Source organism: Embleya scabrispora DSM 41855 (assembly GCF_000372745.1).
In the GTDB taxonomy this organism is placed as follows: domain Bacteria; phylum Actinomycetota; class Actinomycetes; order Streptomycetales; family Streptomycetaceae; genus Embleya; species Embleya scabrispora.
Window position 1 is genome coordinate 41,961 of record NZ_KB889689.1, and the last position, 23,544, is coordinate 65,504.

The 23,544-nt window shown below is 71.4% G+C and carries 24 protein-coding genes; 11 read left to right on the plus strand and 13 right to left on the minus strand.

Going from position 1 to position 23,544, the window contains the following annotated elements; all coding sequences use genetic code 11:
* Positions 1-30: 30 nt before the first annotated feature.
* On the minus strand, positions 31-468 hold the full coding sequence (trxA, locus tag A3IC_RS0134625; protein ID WP_079026860.1) for a thioredoxin: 438 nt from the start codon (positions 466-468) through the stop codon (positions 31-33).
* A 185-nt stretch (positions 469-653) separates the two neighbouring features.
* Here trxA and A3IC_RS0134630 point away from each other — a divergent pair, with 185 nt between their 5' ends.
* A complete protein-coding gene (locus A3IC_RS0134630) occupies positions 654-914 on the plus strand; it encodes a hypothetical protein (protein ID WP_020554669.1) in 261 nt (86 codons plus the stop codon).
* A 111-nt stretch (positions 915-1,025) separates the two neighbouring features.
* On the opposite strand, the gene A3IC_RS0134635 is transcribed toward A3IC_RS0134630, so the two are convergent.
* The 5 genes from A3IC_RS0134635 to A3IC_RS0134655 all read right to left on the minus strand — a co-directional run bounded on the left by A3IC_RS0134635 (position 1,026) and on the right by A3IC_RS0134655 (position 4,309).
* The gene (locus A3IC_RS0134635; RefSeq protein ID WP_026219082.1) at positions 1,026-1,877 is read right to left on the minus strand and encodes a hypothetical protein; all 852 of its coding nucleotides are present in this window, start codon (positions 1,875-1,877) and stop codon (positions 1,026-1,028) included.
* A gap of 128 nt (positions 1,878-2,005) precedes the next feature.
* Complete coding sequence (locus A3IC_RS0134640; RefSeq protein ID WP_020554671.1) at positions 2,006-2,818, minus strand: serine hydrolase domain-containing protein; 813 nt, start codon at positions 2,816-2,818, stop codon at positions 2,006-2,008.
* An 11-nt stretch (positions 2,819-2,829) separates the two neighbouring features.
* Positions 2,830-3,300 carry an arsenate reductase/protein-tyrosine-phosphatase family protein gene (locus tag A3IC_RS0134645; RefSeq protein WP_020554672.1) on the minus strand — a complete coding sequence of 157 codons (471 nt, stop codon included), beginning with the start codon at positions 3,298-3,300 and terminating at the stop codon, positions 2,830-2,832.
* A 117-nt stretch (positions 3,301-3,417) separates the two neighbouring features.
* Complete coding sequence (locus tag A3IC_RS58235; RefSeq protein ID WP_020554673.1) at positions 3,418-3,921, minus strand: (4Fe-4S)-binding protein; 504 nt, start codon at positions 3,919-3,921, stop codon at positions 3,418-3,420.
* 49 nt (positions 3,922-3,970) lie between these two features.
* The gene (locus tag A3IC_RS0134655) at positions 3,971-4,309 is read right to left on the minus strand and encodes a GNAT family N-acetyltransferase (protein ID WP_020554674.1); all 339 of its coding nucleotides are present in this window, start codon (positions 4,307-4,309) and stop codon (positions 3,971-3,973) included.
* A 187-nt stretch (positions 4,310-4,496) separates the two neighbouring features.
* Here A3IC_RS0134655 and A3IC_RS0134660 point away from each other — a divergent pair, with 187 nt between their 5' ends.
* Both A3IC_RS0134660 and A3IC_RS0134665 read left to right on the plus strand, forming a co-directional pair.
* The gene (locus A3IC_RS0134660) at positions 4,497-5,318 is read left to right on the plus strand and encodes an SDR family NAD(P)-dependent oxidoreductase (protein WP_020554675.1); all 822 of its coding nucleotides are present in this window, start codon (positions 4,497-4,499) and stop codon (positions 5,316-5,318) included.
* Between the two features lie 193 nt (positions 5,319-5,511).
* Positions 5,512-6,162: a restriction endonuclease gene (locus A3IC_RS0134665; protein ID WP_158696209.1), complete on the plus strand. Its 651-nt coding sequence runs from the start codon at positions 5,512-5,514 to the stop codon at positions 6,160-6,162.
* A gap of 104 nt (positions 6,163-6,266) precedes the next feature.
* Here A3IC_RS0134665 and A3IC_RS0134670 read toward each other — a convergent pair whose 3' ends face one another.
* The 4 genes from A3IC_RS0134670 to A3IC_RS0134685 all read right to left on the minus strand — a co-directional run bounded on the left by A3IC_RS0134670 (position 6,267) and on the right by A3IC_RS0134685 (position 10,084).
* The gene (locus A3IC_RS0134670; protein ID WP_020554677.1) at positions 6,267-6,479 is read right to left on the minus strand and encodes an FmdB family zinc ribbon protein; all 213 of its coding nucleotides are present in this window, start codon (positions 6,477-6,479) and stop codon (positions 6,267-6,269) included.
* Between the two features lie 21 nt (positions 6,480-6,500).
* Positions 6,501-6,821, minus strand: coding sequence for an antibiotic biosynthesis monooxygenase family protein (locus A3IC_RS0134675; RefSeq protein ID WP_026219084.1), 321 nt, complete (start codon positions 6,819-6,821; stop codon positions 6,501-6,503).
* Between the two features lie 168 nt (positions 6,822-6,989).
* Positions 6,990-7,577: a hypothetical protein gene (locus A3IC_RS0134680; protein ID WP_158696210.1), complete on the minus strand. Its 588-nt coding sequence runs from the start codon at positions 7,575-7,577 to the stop codon at positions 6,990-6,992.
* Between the two features lie 212 nt (positions 7,578-7,789).
* Complete coding sequence (locus A3IC_RS0134685; protein WP_020554680.1) at positions 7,790-10,084, minus strand: collagenase; 2,295 nt, start codon at positions 10,082-10,084, stop codon at positions 7,790-7,792.
* A 426-nt stretch (positions 10,085-10,510) separates the two neighbouring features.
* Here A3IC_RS0134685 and adh point away from each other — a divergent pair, with 426 nt between their 5' ends.
* Both adh and A3IC_RS0134695 read left to right on the plus strand, forming a co-directional pair.
* Positions 10,511-12,028 carry an aldehyde dehydrogenase gene (gene adh / locus A3IC_RS0134690; protein ID WP_020554681.1) on the plus strand — a complete coding sequence of 506 codons (1,518 nt, stop codon included), beginning with the start codon at positions 10,511-10,513 and terminating at the stop codon, positions 12,026-12,028.
* Complete coding sequence (locus tag A3IC_RS0134695) at positions 12,028-12,465, plus strand: DUF779 domain-containing protein (protein WP_020554682.1); 438 nt, start codon at positions 12,028-12,030, stop codon at positions 12,463-12,465. The genes adh and A3IC_RS0134695 overlap by 1 nt, the downstream gene beginning before the upstream one ends.
* An 81-nt stretch (positions 12,466-12,546) precedes the next feature.
* Here A3IC_RS0134695 and A3IC_RS58240 read toward each other — a convergent pair whose 3' ends face one another.
* Positions 12,547-13,854: a prenyltransferase/squalene oxidase repeat-containing protein gene (locus tag A3IC_RS58240; RefSeq protein ID WP_020554683.1), complete on the minus strand. Its 1,308-nt coding sequence runs from the start codon at positions 13,852-13,854 to the stop codon at positions 12,547-12,549.
* 136 nt (positions 13,855-13,990) lie between these two features.
* Positions 13,991-15,031 (minus strand): MBL fold metallo-hydrolase, encoded by a 1,041-nt coding sequence (locus A3IC_RS0134705; RefSeq protein WP_020554684.1) that lies wholly within the window; start codon positions 15,029-15,031, stop codon positions 13,991-13,993.
* 311 nt (positions 15,032-15,342) lie between these two features.
* Here A3IC_RS0134705 and A3IC_RS0134710 point away from each other — a divergent pair, with 311 nt between their 5' ends.
* Positions 15,343-16,806, plus strand: coding sequence for an aldehyde dehydrogenase (locus A3IC_RS0134710; RefSeq protein WP_020554685.1), 1,464 nt, complete (start codon positions 15,343-15,345; stop codon positions 16,804-16,806).
* Positions 16,807-16,885: 79 nt separating this feature from the next.
* On the plus strand, positions 16,886-17,116 hold the full coding sequence (locus A3IC_RS0134715; protein WP_026219087.1) for a ferredoxin: 231 nt from the start codon (positions 16,886-16,888) through the stop codon (positions 17,114-17,116).
* Positions 17,117-17,325: 209 nt separating this feature from the next.
* Here the strand turns inward: A3IC_RS0134715 and A3IC_RS0134720 are convergent, their stop codons facing one another.
* On the minus strand, positions 17,326-17,931 hold the full coding sequence (locus A3IC_RS0134720; protein ID WP_020554687.1) for a TetR family transcriptional regulator: 606 nt from the start codon (positions 17,929-17,931) through the stop codon (positions 17,326-17,328).
* Between the two features lie 197 nt (positions 17,932-18,128).
* Between A3IC_RS0134720 and A3IC_RS0134725 the strand changes: the two genes are divergently transcribed.
* The 4 genes from A3IC_RS0134725 (at position 18,129) to A3IC_RS63045 (ending at position 23,488) form a co-directional block, all read left to right on the plus strand.
* Positions 18,129-19,544, plus strand: a complete 1,416-nt coding sequence (locus A3IC_RS0134725; protein ID WP_020554688.1) for a glycosyltransferase family 4 protein — start codon at positions 18,129-18,131, stop codon at positions 19,542-19,544.
* A gap of 65 nt (positions 19,545-19,609) precedes the next feature.
* Positions 19,610-20,377 (plus strand): class I SAM-dependent methyltransferase, encoded by a 768-nt coding sequence (locus tag A3IC_RS0134730; protein ID WP_020554689.1) that lies wholly within the window; start codon positions 19,610-19,612, stop codon positions 20,375-20,377.
* Complete coding sequence (locus tag A3IC_RS0134735; RefSeq protein WP_020554690.1) at positions 20,374-21,507, plus strand: glucosidase family protein; 1,134 nt, start codon at positions 20,374-20,376, stop codon at positions 21,505-21,507. Before A3IC_RS0134730 ends, A3IC_RS0134735 begins: the two co-directional genes overlap by 4 nt.
* A 139-nt stretch (positions 21,508-21,646) precedes the next feature.
* The gene (locus A3IC_RS63045) at positions 21,647-23,488 is read left to right on the plus strand and encodes a serine/threonine protein kinase (RefSeq protein WP_079026864.1); all 1,842 of its coding nucleotides are present in this window, start codon (positions 21,647-21,649) and stop codon (positions 23,486-23,488) included.
* Positions 23,489-23,544 lie beyond the last annotated feature (56 nt).

Here is a 23,544-nt window from a genome sequence, read left to right on the forward strand (position 1 = left end):
CGTCTGCGGGCTCGCCCGGGGCGCAAGTGGTCAGCCCTGAGCGGCGATCTTGCGCTTGACCTCGTCCATGTCCAGCCCCTGCGCCTGCTTGATCAGGTCGACGAGTGCGGCCTCCGGGAGCGCGCCCGGCTGCGAGAACACCACGACGCCGTCCCGGACCAGCATCACGGTCGGGATGGACTGGATCGAGAACGCCTGCGCGAGGTCGGTTTCCGCCTCGGTGTCCACCTTGGCGAACACCACGTCGGGGGTCGCCTCCGAGACCTTTTCGAAGGTCGGCGCGAAGGACCGGCAGGGTCCGCACCACGACGCCCAGAAGTCGAGAACGGTCAGCCCGTCGCCGGATACGACCTCTTCGAAGTTCTCCTTGGTCAGTGCGACCGTGGCCATGCGTCCTCCCAAACGTTCGTGCCCCGTGGTGTCCGTGTGTCGGTACGTGGCTGACAACAGGCACGGGGGCGCGGGCATTCCTGGACTCCTTCCCCGGCTCGCCCGAGCGACTCCGCGACCGCGCCACGAGTCGGCGCCGGGTGGTCCGCGGCGGCCGGCGATTCGGCTGCGTACGCCCCGTGATCCCAACCGTCACACCGGCACCATAGGCTTGTTCGGACCGGTGCCGAACGCCGGTTACCGTGCAGCCGAGGAGTCCCGCCATGCGCTACACCCGCCGCAGCGTCGTCAGTCTCGCCCCGGCCGAACCCGGCTGGGACGTCGAGGTGACCAAGGCCGGCGAAGAGGCCGTTCTGTGTCCCGTCATCGGCTGGGCCATCGTCGTGCTCGACACCAGCGCCGAGGGGCTGACCGAGACCGCGATCGAGCCGGCGTTCGTCTACGACGGCGCCGTGTACACGCCGGCCGAACTGGCGCACTCGATCGGTGAGCTGGACTACCAGATCATCGAACCCGAGGAGTGATCGTGCCGTGATCGGGCGCTGCTCGGTCATGGTCGGATCCCCTTCGCATCGGCTCCCGTCGCGCGGTCGGCGGGAGCCGTCGGCATGTATTCGGGTCGCCCGGCGCCCCGCTCACCGGGCGATCTCCGGGGCCTGTTCGGTCTCGCCCTCGGCGAACCGGGAGAGGGCGATCGCGCCGGCCACGGCCAGGACGAAGCCGGTCAGCGCGAGCGGTCCGTACGGGCCGGGGCGGCTGTGGTCGCCGAGGAAGAGCAGGCCGACTCCGGCGGGCAGTACGGTCTCGCCGACCACCAGCGCGGCGGCCACCGAGGTCACCACGCCGCCTTGGAGCGCGACCGTGTACAGCAGGAAGGTCAGCGCGGCGCCGAGGAGCAGCGTGTAGGCGGCGGGGTCGCGGATCAGCGCGGACGGGGACAGGTCGGTGAGCACGCGCGTGGCCAGTGCGATCAAGCCGAATCCGAGTCCGGAGAGCAGGCCGAGCAGGCGTGAGCGCCATGGCTCGTCCGTCCGCGCACAGCCCCACCCGGCCAGGCCGAGCAGGGCCACGCAGCCCAGGAGCGACCAGCGGAACGCGGCGTGGGTGTGGGCGGGCCCCTCGTGCCCCGCGGAGACGCCGAGCAGGGCCAGGCCCGCGCAGACGGCGGCGACCGCGCCCCAATCGCGAGCGTGCAGCCGGGCGCCCAGGACCGGGACGGCCAACACCGCGGTGACCGCGAGGTTGGCCGACTGGGCGGCCTCGACGGCGAAGATGGGCAGCTCGCGCAGCGCGACGAACTGGCAGACGTACCCGGCCAGATCGAGTCCGGTGCCGAGTGCGAAGGGCCATTGACCCAGGGCCCGGACCAAGACCCTGGGGTCGAGCCCGCTCGCGCTCGCGGTGCGCCGCGCGCCCAGGGCCTGGAGCACCGTCGCGACGCCGTAACAGAGCGCGGCGGCCAGTGCCGCGAGCACGGAGAACAACACGATTCGACGGTATGCGCCGCCGACGCCGCGGCGGCGCAGGACGGGTGGGGCGAAGGGGTGACTCGGCGCGATGCCGGCGCCCGGGACGAACTGCCGGTCCGGCCCGCCGGGTTGGCCGAATCGGCGGATCAGCGCAGTTCGGCCGCCACCGCGTCGTTCAGCACCGGCCACACCTCGGCGGCCCACGGCCCGAACTCGCGGTCGGTCAGGCACACACAGGCCGCGTCCAGCTCCGGGTCCACCCACAGGAACGTGCCGCACGCGCCGAAGTGGCCATAGGTCGCGGGCGAGTTGGTGGTCCCGGTCCAGTGCGGCGACTTGGTGCCGCGGATCTCGAAGCCCAGTCCCCAGTCGTTGGGCCGTCGGGTGCCGTAGCCCGGCAGCACGCCGTCCAGGCCGGGGAAGACCACGCTGGTGGCCTCGCGCACGGTCTCCGGTGCGAGCAGGCGCGGCGCGAGCAGCTCGGCGGCGAATCGGCTCAGGTCGCGCACGGTGGACACGCCGCCGGCCGCGGGGGAGTCGCCGATCGTGGTCTCGGTCATGCCCAGCGGCGCGAAGACCGCCTGGCGTACGTACTCGCCGAACGGGATGTCGCACGCCTTCTCGATGGTGGCCCCGAGCAGGTTGAAGCCGGTGTTCGAGTAGATCCGCTTGCGGCCGGGCCCGGCCAGCACCCGGTCCTCGTCGAAGGCCAGACCCGAGGTGTGCGCCTGGAGGTGGCGGATCGTGGATCCGGGCGGCCCCGCCGCGTCCCCGGGCTCGATGGCGCCCTCCTCGATCGCGGCGAGCGCCGCGTACGCGGTGAGCAACTTGGTCACCGAGGCGAGTCGGAACGGCTCGTCCACCGGGCCGTGCTCGCCCTTGACCACCCCGTCCCGGGTGATCACGGCGGCAGCGGCCTTCCCGACGGGCCAGGTGTCGATCATGCGCAGGCTGTTCACGGGAGTCGAGCCTACGGTGAGGGTATACGGGTGCCCAACCGAGGGAGTGGATCACGCATCGGCGCGGCCGGTTCGTGCGCACACGGGACGAAATCGGCGCGGTCGAGCCGGTGGGCCAGGGGTTCGTCGGTGGGGCCGGCGGCGGGCAGGTCGCGGACGAGGCGTTTGAGCGTCGCGGTCCGGGCGGCGCCGTGCGGGTGGTGTCGGCGGATGTACCGGATGTGCTGGTACCCCTGGGCGATCACCAGGTCGGCGGCGGCCACGTGCCCGTCGGTCGGCTGGGTGCTGCGGTGGTGGGGTGCCTGTAGACCGAGTTCCGCGAGGGCGCTGCGGGTGCGCCAACTGATCGGCAGGCCCTCGACCACGAAGGTGCCGGCCGTGGCCACCGGCCGATCGGGCCGGGCGATTCGGGCCGGCTCGCCCGCGATCACCGCGCGGGTGGCGTTGCCGGTGCACACGAACAGGAGCGAGGTCGTCCGCACATCATGGCCCCGTCGACGGGGCGGCCGGCTTCCGGGCGGTTACCGCCGTTTCCGGGTTGCTTCCGGGCCGGCGGTGCCGGTGGGGTTCGTGGTGTCCTCGGGGCCGGCGGGTTCCGGTCAGGGGGTTTCGGCCGGGTCCGTTTCCGGCGGTCCGGTGGGCGGGCGGCCCGGGCCGTCCCGTTGTCCCCAGTCCCGGCCGGTCAGCTCGCATCCGGCGCTGCCGTCGCAGAACGGTGCGTTGCCGGTCGCGCCGCAGCGGCACATCGCCGCCCGGGTCTCGTGCAGGTGGGCGCCATCGGTAGTGGTGATCCGGATGTGGCCGTGCAGCACCAGCGGGCCGGCGGCGACGACGTGCACCCGGGTGGGGTGAACCGGCGTCTCCGGCGGCCCGCCGGTGAGGGTGTAGTGCAGCGCGCCGCTGGGGCAGCGCCGGATCACGTCCGCGACCTGCTCGGCCGGAGCCCGCGCCGGGTCGATCCAGGGCCGCCGGTCGGTGTCGAAGACCTCGGGCAGGCCGCGTACGCACTCCTGCGAGTGAAGGCATCGTTTGCCGTCGAAGGTGACGACGATGTCTTCGGCCGGATACGCCTTGCCTCGGTCGGGACCTGGGGCGGTACTCATGTGAATCAACTCGGATCGGATCTGATCGAGGCCGGGACCGCTCGTCGGGTCAGTCCGTGACCTTGCTCGGCGGGGCGTCGTAGACGAGGTCGAAGTAGTCGGGGTGCTTGCCGATCCACGCCTTGACGAACGGGCACAGCGGCAGGACCTTGCGCTCGCCGGCGCGCACCCGATCGAGCGCTCCGCGGATGAGTGCGCCGCCGACGCCCTTGCCCTCGAATCTCGGGTCCACCTCGGTGTGGGTGAACACGATCAGGGTGTCGGTGGTCATGTACTCGGCGAAGCCGGCCGGATCGCCGTCGACCCGGGCCTCGAAGCGGTTCCGCGCGGGAATGTCCTCGACCGCGATGTCCATGTGATCCCCTTGAATCGGTGTGAAGTCGGCCATCGCCGACCCGACACTCTCTCGTATCCATTCGAACGCAAACCGGGGTGGGTCGCGACCCAGGCCCGTGCCCGCCACGGCTCGACTCGAATGATCGTTCATTCCCCGTCCCGCCGTTGACCTCGCGAGCGACCTGGGAGAGCATGCGCAGATCTGACGCATCGTCACATTCGCCGAGGAGGCACCACCCATGCTCGATCCCGAACCCCTCGCCGGTCAGGTCGCGGTCGTCACCGGCGGCGGCGCGGGCATCGGCGGCGGGGTCTCCCGGCTGCTGGCCCGCGCGGGGGCGCTGGTGCTGTTGAACGACATCGACGCGGACTGGGCCGAGCAGGCCCGGGCGGACATCGAGGCGGCCGGCGGCCGGGCGGAGGTGGTGCTCGGCGACATCCGCGAGTCGGCCACCGTGGCCCGGCTGCGCGACGCCGCGCTGGCGGCGGGCGGCGCGGACGTACTCGTGAACAACGTCGGTGACTATCGGCCCTCGACCACCTTCCTGCGCAGCACGGAGGAGGAGTGGCGGGCGCTGCACGCGATCAACTTCGAGCATGTGTTGCGCGTCACGCACGCGGTGTTGCCGCAGATGATCGAGCGCGGCTCCGGCAGCATCGTGAACGTGTCCACGGTCGAGGCGCTGCGTGGCATTCCGGGCTGCCCGGTCTACTCCGCCTACAACGCGGCGATCATCGCGTTCACGAAGAGCCTCGCGGTGGACGTGGCGCGCAAGGGGGTCCGGGTCAACGCGATCGCGCCGGACATGGCGAACACGCCGCAGACGACGTACGAGGCGAAATTGCGTGATCGCGACCCCGCGCTGATCGGTTCGTGGGTGCCGATGGCGAGATTCGGCGAACCCGAGGACTACGCGAAGGTTGTGCTCTTCCTGGCGAGTGCCGCATCGTCGTATGTGACGGGCCACCTGATCCCGGTGGACGGCGGTACGACGGCCGCGAGCGGTTGGTATGGCAAGGCGGACGGTCGTGGTTGGACCAACCTGCCGGATGGTGCGTGAGCGGCATTTCGTAGGGTGTCCGCTTGTTGTTCGGGTCGGGAACCGGGCAGGTGTCCCAATCGTCGGGACAGCAGTAGGGGAACGATGGCGTGGCCGGCCGAGTCGGTCGCGCCGATCGGATCGGGACAGCGTGAACGACACGAGCACGATCACGAGTACGACCGGCCAAAGCGTCACCGGGGGGACGACGGACATGGCACGTACGACGGTGAGGGCCTACCTGAATCTGGCCATTCTGGTCGCCGGGCTCGAACTGCTCGCCGTCGGCATCTGGTTCGTCCTCGAGGGCATCCGGGTCGACCAGTCCGACGGCATGATGGTGGTCTACGTCTGCGCCGCGGCGGTGCTCGGTTCGGCGATCTGGCTGGGCGGATATCGACCCAGGGCCGAGGAGTGGACGGAACACTGCGACGACACCGCGCTGCGGGACGCGAAGGCGCGGCTCGACCGGATGGACCCGGCTCGGCTGGCCGAGCACGTGGCGGACCTGTGCGAGCGGGACGGGCTGGCCGAGGTGGAGACGGTGCGTGTCGTCGAGGACGCGTACGCGGTGGACATCCACGCCAGGCGCGGCGACGGGACGTCGGCGGTGGTGCGGTGTCGCAGCGCGGAGGGGCCGGGGCCGGTGGCGGGGGGTGTGGTCGAGGACTTCGTGTCGGCGCTGGCCGTTGACACGGATGCGAATGAAGACCGGTCGGGGGCGTTGTTGCTCGCGACGACGGCCGGGTGCTTCTCCGCCAAGGCGGCGGCGCTTGCGGCCTCCGCCGGGGTGGTGTTGTTGGACCGGTCGGCACTGGCGCACTGGGAGTGCGACAAGGAGGTGCCGGCGCCTCTGGCCGCGTAGCCGGGGTCGGCCTCAAGCGCCGGCCAGGCCGGATTGGGCTTGGCCGGCGTTGGGCGTTGGGGTGGCCTCGGGTGCCGGTCGGGGTGGGGTTCCGGTTGGTGGGGTCAGCCGCAGCAGCCTCCGCCGCAGCAGCCTCCGCCGCCACCGCCGGTGGGGCGAGGGGCGGCGGCGGCGCCGGTTACCGCGACTGTGGACAGGAGCTTCGTGGTGTCGTCGTGACCGTCCGGGCACGTGGCCGGGTCGTTGGCCGCGGACATCGGGCGGTTGAGTTCGAACGTGAGTCCGCAGGCGCGGCAGCGGTAGTCGTAGCGAGGCATGGTGCTCAGGTTAGTCGGCCGTCAGGCCCTCGGGCCGGTGCTCTGGACGACCTCGAAGGACCACAGGGCCGAGTCGGTGGACGCCGGCTTCGGCCGCTCGGCGCCGTCGCCCTGCGCGTGGGCGGCCTTCATGTTTCCGTCCATCCACGCCTGGAAGTCGGCCTCGCTGCGCCAGCGCGTGTACACGAGGTACTGGTCGGTGCCCTCCACCGGACGCAGCAACTCGAACCACTCGAAGCCGTCCTGCGAGTCCACCATCCCGGCGCGCGACGCGAATCGCTGCTCCAGGGTCTCCCGCATCTCGGCGGGCACGGTCAGCGCGTTGATCTTCACCACAGACATGGGCCCAGTCTGCCCGATGCCCGCCGTACCGCGGTCACCAACACGGGCCCGGTCCGGAGGACGCCCTTGGTCGATGTAACGACCAGGGCGCCCTCCGCGGCGTCCGGTCTCAGACCGCCTTGATGGCCCCGATCAGGGCCGACCCATCACCGGGGCGTCGCCCGACACCTATTCCCAGACGGTGGCGTTGAAGGTGAGGGCGGTGCGGGTGGGCACGCTGGTGATGCGCAGGTAGGCGGTGCGGCCTTCGTCGGTCTGGAGGCATACGCGCATGCCCTGGGCGAGTTCCCCGCTGGTGTAGCTGCCGCGTTTGGCGATGGCCTGGTTGCAGTCGTCCCGGGTCGGGTCGGGGCCTTCGGGCGAAACGATCGCCACGACGTTGCCGGAACGTGGCGGGCCGAGTGTCAGGTCCGGGAGATTGAAGCCGACCGTCGCGTCGGCGCCCTTGTTCCCGGGTTGGGGAATCGGCGACGGACTGTCCAGATCGATGTAGTACGCGTCCGGATTGAGCGTGAGCTTCTTCGGTCCGAACAGCACCTTCGCGGACTGATTCGCCGTAGGCGAGTTGGTGGAGTCGGAGGCGGGTGCGGGCTTCCCGCCGGGCGAGGCGGCGGGCGCCGAGGTACCGGTGCCCGTCGACTGCGCCTTGTCGCCGTCGGAATCGGAGTTCGTGGCCAGTTGGATCGACACCAGGATCCCGGCTACGGGGACCACGATCCCGACCACCCACCAGGCCCATCTCGGCTGATCGCTCACAACACTCCCCCGCACAGACATTGTTTCAGCCCCACGAGGCTACAAGCCGCCTCGCGCGGTGTCTTCGGTGCGCGGGCGGTCGTCCGGGACGACCGGCGACACGGGGGCGTTGCCCCGAGCCCGCGGTCCGCCCGACAGGACACATACCGGGACGGCCCCCGGGCGCGGGGTGGGCAGCGCTCGGGGGCCGTCGTTCGAGGGGTGGGTAGGCGTTACGGGCGCAGCGGGCCCTCACAGGAGTAAGTGGACGTGGCGGCTCGGCCGTTGGTCCAGGGCACGGGTGGGGCGAAGTGGCAGTTCATGTCGGCGAGGTTGTTCAGGGCCGCGCCGGCGCGGGTGAGGATGAAGTAGTCGACCGTGGCGGCCATGTCGGTGTGCATCCGGCCGGGATCGGTCGAGCCGATGTTCGCGGTGATCGAGCCCTTGCAGGTGAAGCGCGGCAGCGCCTCGTGGGTCGCGGTGCACGACGTCGGGTCGTTGGCGGTGGCCTGCCGGAAGACCTGGCGGACGTAGTCGGGACCGGTCGCGGAGAGCCGGGCGGTCGGGGTGTACGTCGCCACCGGCACGATCAGGTCGTCCACTCCGGCGATCTGCCGGTCGAGATAGGTGTCGAACTCGGCCTGGAAGCTCGGCCCGCTCACCCGGTCCAGGAAGGCGTCGTAGCCGGCCACGTCATTGGTGCGCAGGTGGGTGTACATCTCGGCGAGCAGGTCCGGGTGGTCCCGGCCGAGCATCGAGAAGAACGAGCCGGCGTACGCGTAGTAGCGGAAGAAGTAGCCGTCGTCGTCGTACTTGAAGTGCAGCGTCTCGCGGACCGAGGGGCGGCTGCCGTACTTCTGCACGTCCGAGATCACCTTGGTGACCAGCGACTTGCGCAGCTTCACGCCCTGATCGCGGGTCGAGCCCGCCATGTACTCGGCCATGCCCTCGTCGAAGGCCGTCGTCCGGTTCTCCGCGTACCAGGGTCCCTGGCCGAACGAACCGGGCACCGCGTAGCGGCCGTTGAGGTAGTGGGTGTACTCGTGCCGGAACAACTCCTCCAGCTGGAGCAGGGAATCACGCGGCACGACGCGCTGATAGGTGTAGAAGGTCGCGCCCTCCTCGATGTACAACCCGCCGTTGTTGGTCGCGTAGCCGTACAGGAACGGCTGGTACTTCCAGTAGTCGGCCATGCTCGCGTAGAGCCGGACGGTCAGCTTGTGGTTCGGGTCGCCGGTGAGCGGCTGGTCGGTGCCCAGCGTGCGGAAGAACTGCTCCTTGACCTGCTTGGACGCGTAGTAGAGCTGCTCGACGGTGGCCCGGTCGAGCGACGTGTGCACCTCGATGTCGCCCTGGTCGAAGGTGTACGTGTTCGGGAAGACCGTCGCCTCCACGTCGGCCCGACACACCCCCGCCGCGTGACAGCGGCCGTAGGTCTCCAGCCAGTGCGCGACCTCGCTCCACGGCACCGAGAAGCGGCCGTACCAGCCCTCGGTGTCGGTGAGCATGGTGCCGAGTCCGGTCACCGTCTCGTTGTTCAGGCTGGGTATCTGCCCCAGGCGGCCGTACTCGTAGACGCCGTTGCGCAGCAGGCCGGCGGTGCTCGGCGTGTTCAGCTGTCGGTAGCCGACGAACGCCTCGAGCCCGGCCCGGTAGGCCGGATCGGCCTGCACGGCGGTGATGAAGCCCGCGTCGCCGTTGTAGATGCCGTGATAGGCGAGGGTCTGCGCGGAGAGCACCGCGTTCCGCCGGGCCGAGTTCTGCCACGCCGCGGTGCTGCCGTCCATGTCCCGCAGAAGTCGTGTCACCAACGGAAGTTGCCGCTGCCGCACGCCGTCGACGTCGGCACTGATCACCACTTCGCGCAGCAGCGCACCCGAGGTGGGCGTGAGGTCGAACGCGCGCGGGGCGGCCCGGAAGGCGTCGGCCGCCGTGTTGATCGACGCCACGACCGCCGGTCCGCGCAGATCGATCGCCGGGTTGTCCCAGTCGAGGTAGAGCGCGGCGTGGGTGAAGTACCAGAGTTCGTACAGGTGTGACGCGTTGGTGCCGTCGTAGCCGGGGGCCAGCGCGGTGATCCGGGCCAGTACCGCCTGAAGGTGGGCCGGCGTCAGCACCCGGCCCAATTCGGGGGTGTAGGTCCACAGGAAGCCGCGCAGGCAGTCGGGCCCGACGTCGGCGCGGGTGAGGAAGTCGGCCAGGGCCTGCGGGGACAGCGCGGAGAACTCGGCGAGGGTGCAGCCGGGTACCGGGGCGGCGGCCGTGGTGCGCAGGTGTGCGGGCGGGCCGAGTGGGAGGTCCGCCGGGGAGGTACCCCGGCCGGGGGCCTTCGCATTGCTCCCGTCGATCGGACCCGGACCTCGGTCGGGGCCGAGCGAGAGCGGCGAGCCGATCCGGTCGACCTCGTCGCCCGGATCGGCCGCCGTCGCCGTGTTCGGTTGCCCGACCCGCGAGTCAGCGCTCGGGGCGGGGCCGGCCGAGGCCGGCGGAGCCACCGCGATCGGCAGCACTCCGACGGCCAGTGCCAAGAGGGGAACGCTTGTGGCAAACCACATCTTTCGGCGTACGTGAGCACTCATGTACGGCCCTTCGGGCACGGGTGGACCACGGTCGGCGGCCCACGTTGAGAACACGACGCCGAGTACCATTGCACATGTCACACGTGACCTCCAGATGGATTCGCGTCGAACTCGCGACCAACTCCGGTGCCGGGGGCGGTCATTGCCGTCGGGTCTCGGCAAAGCCGCGGGCACGGCGGCCGCGGGCCTGCGGCCGACCGGTACCCGGTTCGGCGGCGAAGCCCGTCGGACGGGCATTTCCCGCCGGCGAACCCGTGACCGCCGGCCCGCGAACGACTAGCGTCGGCCGCAGGCGCCCGGAGCCGCGGCACGGCCCGGGAGGTGCCGCTGATGGTCCGTCATGCCCAGTGCACGGCAAGGGAAGCGGAGGCTCGAGTGGTCTACAGTCAGCCCGGCCAACCGGACAGCATCGTCAACTTCGAACCCCGGTACGACAACTACATCGGGGGCAAGTGGGTACCGCCCGTGCAGGGCCGGTACTTCGAGGACATCACCCCCGTGACCGGACAGCCGTTCTGCGAGGTGGCCCGCTCCACCGCCGAGGACGTCGAACTGGCGCTGGACGCCGCGCACGCCGCGGCCGACGCGTGGGGACGGACCAGCGTCACCGAGCGATCGCTGATCCTGCTGCGGATCGCCGATCGCATCGAGCAGAACCTCGAACGCCTCGCGGTCACCGAGACGTGGGAGAACGGCAAGCCGGTCCGCGAGACCCTGGCCGCCGATCTGCCGCTGGCCGTCGACCACTTCCGCTACTTCGCCGGGGTGATCCGGGCCCAGGAAGGTTCCATCTCGCAGCTCGACGAGGACACCGTCGCGTACCACTTCCACGAGCCGCTCGGCGTGGTCGCGCAGATCATCCCGTGGAACTTCCCGCTGCTGATGGCCACCTGGAAGCTGGCGCCGGCGCTCGCGGCCGGGAACTGCGTCGTGCTCAAGCCCGCCGAGCAGACGCCGGTGAGCATCCTGGTGCTGATCGAACTGATCGCCGACCTGCTGCCGCCCGGCGTGGTCAACGTGGTCAACGGGTTCGGCTTCGAGGCCGGCAAGCCGCTCGCGAGCAGCAACCGGGTGGCCAAGGTCGCCTTCACCGGCGAGACCACCACCGGCCGGCTGATCCTCCAGTACGCGTCGGCGAACATCATCCCGGTTACCGTCGAACTCGGCGGCAAGAGCCCGAACATCTTCTTCGCCGACGTGGCCGACCAGGACGACGACTTCTTCGACAAGGCGGTCGAGGGCTTCGTGATGTTCGCCCTCAACCAGGGCGAGGTCTGCACGTGTCCGTCCCGGGCGCTGATCCACGAGTCGATCTACGACCGGTTCATCGAGCGCGCGCTGGAGCGCACCCGGGCGATCGTGCAGGGCAACCCGCTCGATCCGGCGACCATGGTCGGCGCGCAGGCGTCCAACGACCAGTTGGAGAAGATCCTTTCCTACCTGGACATCGGCCGGCAGGAGGGCGCCGAGGTCCTGACCGGCGGCGCGCGCAAGGTGGTCGAGGGCTTCGAGGACGGCTACTACGTCGAGCCGACCATCTTCAAGGGCACCAACGACATGCGGATCTTCCAGGAGGAGATCTTCGGCCCGGTGGTCTCGGTGACCACCTTCCGCGACGACGCCGAGGCGCTGCGGATCGCCAACGACACGCTGTACGGCCTGGGCGCGGGGGTGTGGACCCGGGACGCGACGCGGGCGTATCGGTTCGGCCGGGAGATCAAGGCCGGCCGGGTGTGGACCAACTGCTACCACGCCTATCCCGCACACGCGGCGTTCGGCGGCTACAAGGCGTCCGGCATGGGCCGGGAGAACCACCGGATGATGCTCGGCCACTACCAGAACACCAAGAACATGCTGGTCAGTTACTCGGCGAAGAAGCTCGGCTTCTTCTGATGGGCGAGCCGGCGCGGACGCCGAGTGTGCCCGACGAACCGGGGGCCTCGGTCGACGTCGAGAAGGTCGCGATCACCGGCGCCGCCGCCGACCTGGTGGCCGAACTCGCCGCCGAGCACGGGCCGTTGCTGTTCCATCAGTCCGGCGGTTGTTGCGACGGGTCGTCGCCGATGTGTTACCCGCGCGGGGAGTTCCTGATCGGCGACGCCGACGTGTTGCTCGGCTGGGTCGCGGACCAGCCGTTCTACATGTCCGCCGCGCAGTACGAGTACTGGCGGCACACCCACCTGACCGTGGACGTGGTGCCCGGGCGGGGCGGCGGGTTCTCGGTCGAGGCACCCACCGGCAAGCGATTCCTGATCCGTTCCCGGGTGTTCACCGACGAGGAGGCGCGCCGGCTGGAAACGCACGAGGTACCGCCGGGTCGCCGGCACTGAGCGAACCGAGCGCCGAAACGGGCGGGCGCCGGATGGGGTCGAAACCCTCCGGTGCCCGCCCGTGGTCGGCCGGTCGCCTGCTCAGTCCTCGCGGCGGCCGCGCCGCATGCCCAGGATCAGGGTGGCGGCCAGCAGCACCGCGATCACCGCGCTCACCGTGTCCCGCAGCGTGTGGTCCTCCGGACCGTCGATCAGGTTGCTCTGGTTGGCCATGTCCGCGGTCGGCGTGGCGGCCGGGCCGGTCGCCGCGAGCAGGTTCGGCAGGTCCAGGCCGCCGAACGTGGTCACCGTGCGGTTCGTCGCCACGGCCGCCAGGATCAGCGACGCGAGCCGCACCGGATCGTTGCCCGCCATGGTCTTGGCTCCCGCAGCGAGCCAATCGACCGCCGCGCCCGCCTCGGCCGGGTGTCCGGTCGCCGACAGCGCCTGGACGGCGGCCACCGTGGCATCGAAGTCGGTCGGCCCACCGAGATGGTTGCCGCCCGTCTTCAGCTTGGCGATCAACCACGCCGCACCGCCCTGCGCGGCGGCCTGCCGGTTCGGCTCGGCGCCGGGGCAGACCAAGGGCGTGACCGCGATGGAGGGCGCCGGGACCGCCGGCTGGGTGCCGTATCCGAGCGCGAGCACCGAACGCGCGGTCAGCAGCGGGTCGATCTGCGCGCCCGGTGCCGCGGCGAACGCGCCTCGGTCCGGCTCCGGCACGGTGCAGCGCAGTTGGCTCGCCTTCAGCGCGTCGGTCGGCGTGCGGCCCTGCGGCGATTTGAGCAGTTCCGGCGAGATGCCGGAGGTGACGATCGCACTGATCGCGGCCGCCGTCGCGGTCGGGTCGCCGATCGCGTCGGGGCCGGGCACGGCCGCGAACGAGCCGTCCGGGAGCTGCTTGGCCCGGAGCCAGTCGACCCCGCGGGCGACCCGCGTGTCGTACGTACGCAGCGCGCGCAGCGCCTCGATCGCGGTCGCCGTGGCGACGGTGTCCTCACGATTGGCGTCGCACGGCACGGCGGGATCGGCGCGGTACGCGGTGAAACCGCCGTCCGCGCACTGCCGGGCGAGCAGCCACTCGATCGCGGCCGGGGCCGGCGTGCTGTCGGTCGAGGCCAACGCCAGGATCGCCAGCGACTGCCGGTACACCCCGTCCGCGCTCGGATCGCTCTTCCCGTACAGCGCGGTCGGCGCCGGGCCGGTCTGCGCCTTGAGGACCACGACGGGTCCGACGGCCGGTACAGAGGCGACCACGCGCGGCGCCGGGCTGCCCGAGGTCGCTCCGGGCGCACCGGGAGGCGGCGTCGGCGCGGCACCGGCCACACCCCCCGTCCAGACCGAGCACAACAGCGCCGTCGTGAGCACGGAGGCCGCCGCGGCGCGCCCGCGGCGTCGGGGGGAGGGCATGCATGGCCTTTCGCTGAACGCTGTGCGGATCGGACCGCGCTGTACGGATCGGCCCGCGCTGTAGGGATCGGACGTGGGGGCGACTGTCGTCGAGAGTCCTCGCCACCCTACCCGGGCACCCCCTTCGCCCCGAGCGTCACAGGGCCGTATAGCGCACCGGGTCGCCGCCGGGTTCGGCCGTCGCCCGCCCGCGCTTGACCAGGTGGCGCAGGTGCGCGGCGGCCTCGCTGAGGGCCAGTTGCCGGTTCTGCGCGCCCAGCTGCGCCCACGGCCGGTTCCAGTCCATGCCCTCGGCGATCTGCCACAGGGTCGGCGATGCCGCGCGCAGCCGGGCGTGCAGCGCCGCGAGCCGCACCTCGTGCAGCCGGGCCACCTCCGCGGCCCGGCCCGCCGCGTCCGTGAAGGCGTGCTCGTGCGCGGGCAGCACACCGGTGATCGGCAACCGTGCGACACGTGTCAGGGAGGCCAGGAAGTCACCGAGCGGATCGGCCTCCTCGGCCTCGTCGTAGAGCCCGATGTGCGGCGTGATCGAGGGCAGCAGGTGGTCGCCGGAGAGCAACCGCCCGTCGCCGCCCTCCAGGTGCAGGCAGACGTGGCCGGGCGTGTGTCCGGGTGTCCACACCGTGCGCACCGTGCGACCGGGCGCGGGCGCGAGTTCGCCGTGCACCAACTCGCGGTCGGGCACCGCGTAGTGCAGCCGCGGCCTGTTGCCCGCCGCGGCGGTGCGCAGGCCGGTGAGCGCGTCCAGGGCGTCCTGCGGCGCGCCCGCGAGGGTGAGTACCTCCAGGTGGTGCCGCAGCCACGCGGCGCGCGGCGCGTTGTTGATCTGCTCGACCTGTTCGGCATCCGCCGCGTGCAGCGCGACCCACGCGCCGGAGACCTCGCGCACCTTCTCGGACAGCCCGTGATGGTCGGGGTGCGCGTGGGTGACCAGGACGCCGTGCACGTCCTCGATCGAGGTGCCGACCTCGACCAGGCCGTCCACCAGGGCCCGGTAGGAGATCGGATCGTCCCAGCCCGAGTCGACCAGGACCGGCCCCGCGTCGGTCTCCAGGACGTAGACGAGGGTGCAACCGAGCGGATTGTTCGGGATCGGAACCGGGACGGTCCACACACCGTTGCCCAGATCGGCGACACGGGGGGCGGGCGGGGTGGGGCGGTCGGGTGCGGTGGTCACGGGCGGCCTCCTTCTCGACGGTTCTCGAAGTGGCGCCAGTCGAACGCCGGATCGCCGCCCGGCTTCGATGATCACCATAGAACACGTTCTCTCATACACCACGGCGCCGGTGACTTGAGGGGTCGTCAGATCGAGATCCGACACGTACGATCCTTACCTGTCAGCCGATGAGACTCCAGTCTCATTCGAGCCCCGAATGCGTTGTTCCCTCATCGGCAAACTGATATCTGTTCTAGTCAGAGTTCTGCTCATAGCCCGCAAGCCCCTGTATCGCGCAGCGTGTGTGCACGCCCGCACCGAGGAGGACCGTGATGACGGATATCGTGGAGCACAGCCAACTGGTCATCGGCGGACAGCTGGTGGACCCGATTGGCAAGGACACGATCGAGGTCGTCTCGCCCCACACCGAAGAGGTCATCGCGCGCGTTCCGCACGCCTCGACCGCGGACGTGGACGCCGCGGTGGCCACGGCGCGCAAGGCGTTCGAAGAGGGCCCGTGGCCGCGGATGTCGTTGGACGAGCGGATCGCCATTCTGGAGAAGATCCGCGACGGCTTCATGACGCGGTCGCAGGAGATCGCCGAGGTGGTCGCCTCGCAGAACGGCTCGCCGGTCGGCTGGGGGCTGTTCGCGCAGGCGATCGGCGCCGGGATGATCTACGACACGGTGGCCAAGATCGCCCGCGACTACCAGTGGGAGGAGAAGCGGACCGGTCTGCTCAACCCGCTGCTGATCCGTCGCGAGGCGGTCGGCGTGGTGGCCGCCGTGGTGCCGTGGAACGTCCCGCAGTTCGTCACCGCCGCCAAGCTGGCGCCGGCGATCGCGGCCGGTTGCACGATCGTGCTCAAGCCGTCCCCGGAGACCCCGCTCGACTCGTACATCCTGGCCGAGATCTGCCGTGAGGCCGGCCTGCCGGACGGCGTGCTGAGCATCGTCGCCGCCGACCGCGAGGTCAGCGAGTACCTGGTGGCCCACCCCGGCATCGACAAGGTCGCGTTCACCGGTTCGGTCGGCGCGGGCAAGCGCATCATGGAGGTCGCCGCGCGCAACCTCACCCGGGTCACCCTGGAGCTGGGCGGCAAGTCGGCGGCGATCATCCTGCCCGACGCCGACCTGGAGCACACCGCCACGACGCTGCTGCCCAACTCGTACATGAACAACGGCCAGGCGTGCGTCGCGCAGACCCGGATCCTGGCGCCGCGCAGCCGCTACGACGAGATCGCCGAGCGGTTCACCGCGTGGGTCGGCGAGCTCAAGGTCGGCGACCCGATGGCCGCCGACACCCAGGTCGGCCCGCTGGTGGCCAAGCGCCAGCAGCAGCGCTCGTTCGACTACATCCGGATCGGCCAGGAGGAGGGCGCCAAGCTGCTCGCCGGCGGCGGCCGCCCCGAGGCGCAGGAGAAGGGCTGGTACGTCGAGCCCACCCTGTTCGGCGACGTGGACAACTCGATGCGGATCGCGCAGGAGGAGATCTTCGGCCCGGTCGTCGCGCTGATCCCCTACGACGACGAGGCGCAGGCGATCGCGCTGGCCAACGACTCGGACTTCGGGCTGTCCGGCAGCGTGTGGACCACCGACATCGAGAAGGGCATCGACGTCGCGCGCAAGATTCGCACCGGGACCTACTCGGTGAACACGTTCGGCCTGGACTTCTTCGGCCCGTTCGGCGGCTTCAAGAACTCGGGCATCGGCCGGGAGTTCGGCATCGAGGGCCTGGGCGCGTACACCGAGGCCAAGTCGATCGCGTTGCCCGCGGGCTACGACGCGCAGATCTGACCGTCGCCGCCGGCCCGCTCCGCGTGGGCGGGCCGGCGGTTCCAGGCCCTGCGAGGCCGAGCCAGGAAGAGGTGTTCTGATGGGTGATCGCTGGCGCGTCGAGGTCGACAGAGGCGTCTGTATCGGGTCGGGCATGTGCATCGGCAGCGCCCCGACCGATTTCAAGCTGGACGCGGGTCGGCAATCGCACCCCAGGGCCGAGGAGATGGACGCCTCGGACGCGATTCTGGAGGCTGCCGAGAGCTGTCCGGTCGAGGCGATCTCGATCTTCGAGGTCGGGTCGGGCAAGACGGTGTTCCCGCCGGACTAGTCCGGGTCCGGCGGAGATCGGCGGGGACGCGTCGTACGGCACCGCGCGCCTCGCCGTACCGGGGAAACAGCCGAACGGCACCACCGCGCGGCTGCTTCTCCGGCACGCCGACGCACGGGGCCGAGGGCTCCGGGCGACGAGCGGCGGCCCGGCGCCGATGCGCCGCCGCCGGACCGCTCCGTGTCGGTGACCGCTGTGCGGCGGGCGCCTCAGTCCTCCGGGATCAGCCGGCAGACCGTTTCGATGTCGGTGCGGACCTGGGCGATGGAGGCTCGGCCGTTCAGCCACGCGATCAGCGACGAGTGCCACGTGTGGGTGATGACCCGGATCACCGCGAGGTCCTCGGCGGTGGGCTCGCCGGCCGGCTCGTCGCCGCTGATCGCCTCCAGGATCATCGTGGTGGTCTCCCGGCTGACCGTGTCCACCTCCGCACCGACCGAGCGGTCCGCGAACTGGAGAGCGCGCATCATCGCCTCGGTCAGGTGCGGCTCGCGCTGCATGCCCTTGAACGCGCGCAGCAGCGTGTCCACCACCCGCTCGCGCGAGCCGGCGCTTCGGGGAGGACGCCGGCGCAGTTGGGCGTGCAACTGATCCAGCTGGTCGTACATGGTCGCCACGAGCAGGTGCACCTTGGACGGGAAGTAGCGGTACAGCGTGCCCAGTGCGACCTCGGACAGCTCGGCGACCTCGCGCATCTGTACCGATTCGTAGCCGCCTCGGGCGGCCAGCTGGGTGGTCGCGCGCAGGATCCGCCTGCGGCGTGCCTCCTGCCGCTCGGTCAGCGGCGCCCGGTCGGCCTTCGTATACGTCGTCATGTCAGCCTCTCGGTGCGCGGCGGTTCGCCGGCCGGTGTGTTACGGGTCACGCGGTGCTCGTCGCGGTGGGTACCCGGCGGTATCTTGGCTGGTCTCCGACGAGCAGTTACTGAAACTTGTTCTAGATTACGCGACTACTATGCTCCGACGAGGGCAGCGATAGGGGGCCATTCGTGATACGGGAGACCGCAACCGCTGTGGATACCCAGCAGGACCCGGCGCGGACCTCCCCGGAGCGACCCCTGCGAATCGCCCTGTTGGCGTACCGCGGCGACCCGTACTGCGGCGGACAGGGAGTCTACGTCCGCCACCTGTCCCGCGAACTCACCCGGCTCGGCCACCGGGTCGAGGTGATCTCCGGGCCGCCGTACGCGGTCGTGGACGAGGGCGTGAAGCTCACCACACTGCCCAGCCTGGATCTGTACCGCGACCCGGATCCCTTCCGGCTGCCCCGGCTCAAGGAGTACCGGGACTGGATCGACGTCCTGGAGGTCGGCGGCATGCTGACCGCGGGCTTCCCCGAGCCGCTCACCTTCTCGCTGCGCGCGTGGCGGCACCTGGCGGCCCGGCGCGGCGAGTTCGACGTCGTGCACGACAACCAGACGCTGGGCTACGGCCAACTCGCGCTGCCCCGACTCGGGTTCCCGTTGGTGACCACGATCCACCACCCGATCACGGTCGACCGTGCGCTGGAGATCGGCGAGGCCACCACGCTGCGGCGCAAGGCCACGCTGCACCGCTGGTACGGGTTCACCACGATGCAAAAGCGGGTGTCCGCGCGGCTGAGCGACGTGCTCACCGTGTCCGGCTCGTCCAAGGCCGAGATCATCGACCACCTCGGCGTCTCGCCGAGCCGGGTCACCGTGGTGCCGGTGGGCGCCGATACCGACCGCTTCACGCCGGACGCCTCGGTGGCGAAGGTGCCCGGCCGGATCGTCACCACCGCGAGCGCGGACGTGCCGCTCAAGGGCCTGATCCACCTGGTCGAGGCGCTCGCCAAGCTGCGCGCCGACCACGACCACGTCGAACTCGTGGTGGTCGGCCGACCCAAGGGCGACGGGCCGGTGCTGCGCGCGATCGACCGGCTGGGCCTGACCTCGGCGATCCGCTTCGTGTCCGGACTCAGCGACGACGAACTGGTCGACCTGATCCGCAGCGCCGAGATCGCCTGCGTGCCCTCCCTCTACGAGGGCTTCTCGCTGCCCGCCGCCGAGGCGATGGCGTGCGGGACCGCGCTCGTGGCCACCACGGGCGGGGCGATCCCGGAGGTCGCGGGCCCGGACGGGGAAACCTGTCTCGCGGTGCCGCCGGGCGACCCGGAGGCCCTGCGCGCCGCGCTCACCCGACTGCTCGAAGACCCCGAACTGCGCGCCCGGCTGGCCGAGGCGGGCCGCGCCCGGGTGCTGGAGCGATTCACCTGGCGCAACACCGCGGTCCGCACGGTGGAGCGCTATCGGGCCGCACTCGCGGCCGGTCCCACCGCGCCGACCACGGCCGGTGCCGGTAGACGCGGGCTGACCGAGCGCGCGAGCGATGTCCTGCTCGGCCGCTCGCCGTTCGGCCGCCGGCTGCCGCCGCCCGCCTCGCGCGGCGCCGGCCCCAGAAACCGCTGACCACAGCCCACCCTTGCCGGCCGCCCCCGCAACCGGTTCGCGCAATACGAGACGGAGTCGCCGACTTGCTCACCGTGGATTTCTCCCGCTTTCCCCTGGCCCCCGGGGATCGGGTCCTGGACATGGGTTGTGGCGGCGGCCGGCACGCCTTCGAGGCATACCGGCGCGGCGCCGACGTGGTCGCGCTCGACCGGAACGCGAAGGACATCGCCGAGGTGGACGCGATGTTCGCCTCGATGCTGGCCGCCGGTGAGGTCCCCGAGGGTGCGCGGGCCGAGGCGCTCGTCGGGGACGCGCTGGCGCTGCCGTTCCCGGACGACAGCTTCGACCGGGTGATCATCTCCGAGGTGCTCGAACACATCCCGGACGACAAGGGTGTGCTCAACGAGCTGTTCCGGGTGCTCAAGCCCGGCGGCCTGGCCGCGATGACCGTGCCGCGCTACGGGCCGGAGAAGATCTGCTGGGCCCTGTCGGACGCGTACCACGAGGTCGAGGGCGGGCACATCCGGATCTACAAGGGCGACGAGTTCGAGGCCCGGATCCGCGAGTCCGGGCTCCGGCCGTACGGGACCCACCACACGCACGCGCTGCACTCGCCGTACTGGTGGATCAAGTGCGCGGTGGGCGTGGACAACGACAAGGCGCTCCCGGTCCGGGCCTGGCACAAGCTCCTGGTCTGGGACATCATGAAGCGCCCGCTGGCCACCCGCCTCGCGGAGAAGGCACTGGACCCGCTGATCGGCAAGAGCCTGGTGGTCTACGCGACCAAGCCCCGGCCGCACGGCGACACCGCGGCAGGCTTCGACGGCGACCTCGCGGGAGCGAGCGCATGAGCCTCGCGGGCCGCCGGCGCGGCTCCGAACCCGCGCTGGAATTGCTGGCCCTGGAAGGCGTGTTGACGCTCGATCAGGTGGCCGAGACGATCGACGGGATCGCCGCCGTGCAGCGGCCGGACGGGTCGATCCCGTGGTTCGTCGGCGGACACCTGGACCCGTGGGACCACACCGAGGCGGCGATGGCGCTCGACGTGGCCGGTCGGCACGACGAGGCCGGGCGGGCCTATCGCTGGCTGGCGAACCGGCAGGAGTCGGACGGCTCGTGGTACGCGGCCTACGTGGACGGCGTGGTGACCGACCGCAACAAGGAGGCCAACTTCACGGCCTACCTCGCGGTCGGCCTGTGGCACCACCATCTGCTCACCGGGGACGAGGAGTTCCTGGTCCGGATGTGGCCGAAGCTGCGTGCGGCGATGAGCTTCATCCTCGATCTCCAGGCGCCCGGCGGGGAGATCCGCTGGAAGCGCGACGAGCACGGGGTTCCGGTACCGGACGCGTTGCTGACCGGGTCGGCGAGCATGTACCAGGCGCTGCGGTGCGCGCTGGCGATCGCCGAGCACCTCGGCGAGCCGCAGCCGGACTGGGAGTTGGCGGCGGGTCGGTTGGGCCATGCGGTGGTGTCGCACCCCGAGCGGTTCCTGGACAAGAACCGCTACTCGATGGACTGGTACTACCCGATCCTGGGCACCGCACTGCGCGGACCCGCGGCGAACGAGCGGATCAAGGACGGCTGGGACACCTTCGTGGTGCCGGACCTGGGCGTGCGGTGTGTCTCCGACCGGCCCTGGGTGACCGGTGCGGAGAGCTGTGAACTCGCCATCGCGCTTTGGGCGTTGGGCGAGAGCGACCGGGCGGTGGAGATCATCTCGTGGATCCAGCGGCTGCGGCACGAGGATGGTCTGTACTGGACCGGGTACGTGTTCGAGGACGACGCGATCTGGCCGGTGGAGCGGACCGCGTGGACGGCGGGCGCGATGATCCTGGCCACCGCCGTGCTGGGCGGGGAGCCGGCCACGACCGCGGTGTTCGGCGGGGCGGCCTCGGCGTTCGAGGGTGACGGGTTGCCGGTCGGACTGGATCCGGCGCAGGTGCGGTGCGGCTCGGAGCTTTGTGTGGACGGGGTCTGAGCCGGGTTCGCAATCGCCGGACGGGCTTGTTCCGGAGCGCCGGACGGGCCGAGGGTCGATCGCCTCGGTTGTCGGTGCAGGTCGTGGCGGCAATAGGGTTCGCGTGGGGGGCTGGGCGACTCGCGTGACGAGGGTGGGCATGGCGGCTGGGTTGGAGCCGGGGAACCGGATAGGTCCCTACACGGTGGTGGGATTGCTGGGCGCCGGCAGCCCCGGTTGGGTGTATCTCGCGAGGACCGGTGCCGGGCGGCCGATGGCCGTGCGGATGTTGTACGGCGAGCAGCACGGCGTCAAGCGCGCCCACAAGGTGCGCGGGCCCGGCGTGATCGAGGTGGTCTCCGCCGGTGGCGCGACCCGCAATCCGTGGGTGGCCTCGGTGTACGTGCCCGCGCCGTCGCTCGCGGACCTGGTGATCTCGTGCGGGCCGCTGCCGCCGGATGCGGTGCGGTGGCTCGCCGCCGGGATCGCCGAGGGGCTGGTGACGATTCATCAGGCGTCGCTGGTGCACGGTGATCTGCGACCCGCGCAGATCGTGGTGGCCTCGGACGGGCCGAGGGTGACCGGATTCGGGATCGAGGGCGCGGGCAGTCCGCTCGCCGCGCCCGGATACCTCGCGCCGGAGCAGGCCCGCGGCGAGGAGCCGGGGCCGGCGTCCGACGTCTACGCGCTCGGCGCGCTGTTGTGCTTCGCGGCGACCGGACGACCGCCGCACTCGGGGGCGAACGAGGCGGCGATCCGCCGGAGCGTGGCCGCGGGTGAGCCGGAACTGGGCGATGTGCCCGATGAGTTGCTCGAGCTGATCCGCTCCTGTCTGGCCCGGGACCCGCAGGACCGGCCGACGCCGCGCGCGCTGCTGGAACAGACGGCCGCGGATTCGGCGGATCGTCCGGGGGCGTACGGCGCCGCCTCCTGGTTGCCGGGGGCCGCGTTGGAGCTGATCGACGCGTACCACCGGCGCGGGCGCCTGGTCGGTGATCCGCCCACCGTGCCGCTCGCCGATCGACTGGACAACCCGGCGAAGGGCGGTTCGGCGCACGGCGGTTCGGTCGGCGACAAGGTCGGTCCGGTCAAGCCGACGGGGCCGGCGAAGGAGGTCGAGCCGGTTGCGGCGGATGTGGCCCGGCAGCCGGACGCGGCCGAACCGGCGAAGGCCGAGGCGGACCCGGTCGAGCCGGCGAAGCTCGGCAAGGGCCCGGCCGAGTCGGTCGCGGCCGCCCCCGCCGCGGAGCCGTCGGCCGCCGCCGAGACGATGCAGCTCGCGCGGATCGTCGAGGCGATGGTGCCGCGCATCGACGACAGCGACGACCGGCAGGACGCGTACGACCTGCCCGCTCCGCCCGAGCCGAACCAGGGTGGTGGGGCCGGTTGGTTGCTGGTCGCCGCGCTCGTGGTGATCGCTTTGGTGGGCGGCCTGTTCGGGGGTGTCGCCTACGAGCGTGGGCGCGAGGACCGGGATCGGGGCAAGGCGGATGCCGCCGACACCCGTGCGTCCGGCTCGGCCGCCGACCCGATCGCGGCCTTCGTGGCGAGCGCACAGGTGGGCGGCTGTGTGGACTTCGCGAGCGACGGCACGCCGGGGTGGCGGCCCGCCGCGTTCCGCACGTTGCCCTGTGAGGACCCGGCGGCGCGGCAGCGGGTGTTGGCGTACACTTCGGCCGGTGCCGGTACACCGGACTGCATGAGCACCGACGGGCGCAGTCGCTGGCCGGTGACCCCGGGCGTCGCCGCGCTGTGCGTGGAGCGGATCTTCCACCCGGGCGAGTGTGTGCCGGCGGAGACGCGCGACGGCCGGCAGTGGGCCTTCCTGGCCTCGCTGGTGCCGTGCGAGGGCCCGCTCCCGCAGGATCGCCCGGCCCGGCTGCGGATCGACGAGGTGCACCCGCTGGCCGCCACGAACGCGACCAGTTGCCCGGGCCGTTCCCCGGTCTACTACCCGCTTCCCTCGCGCAACCAGGAACTGTGCATGGCCCCGCTTCCGTAGCGGCGCCCGTACCCCCGGAACCGCCACGACGGCTCGGCCGGGCCGGCGCACGTCGC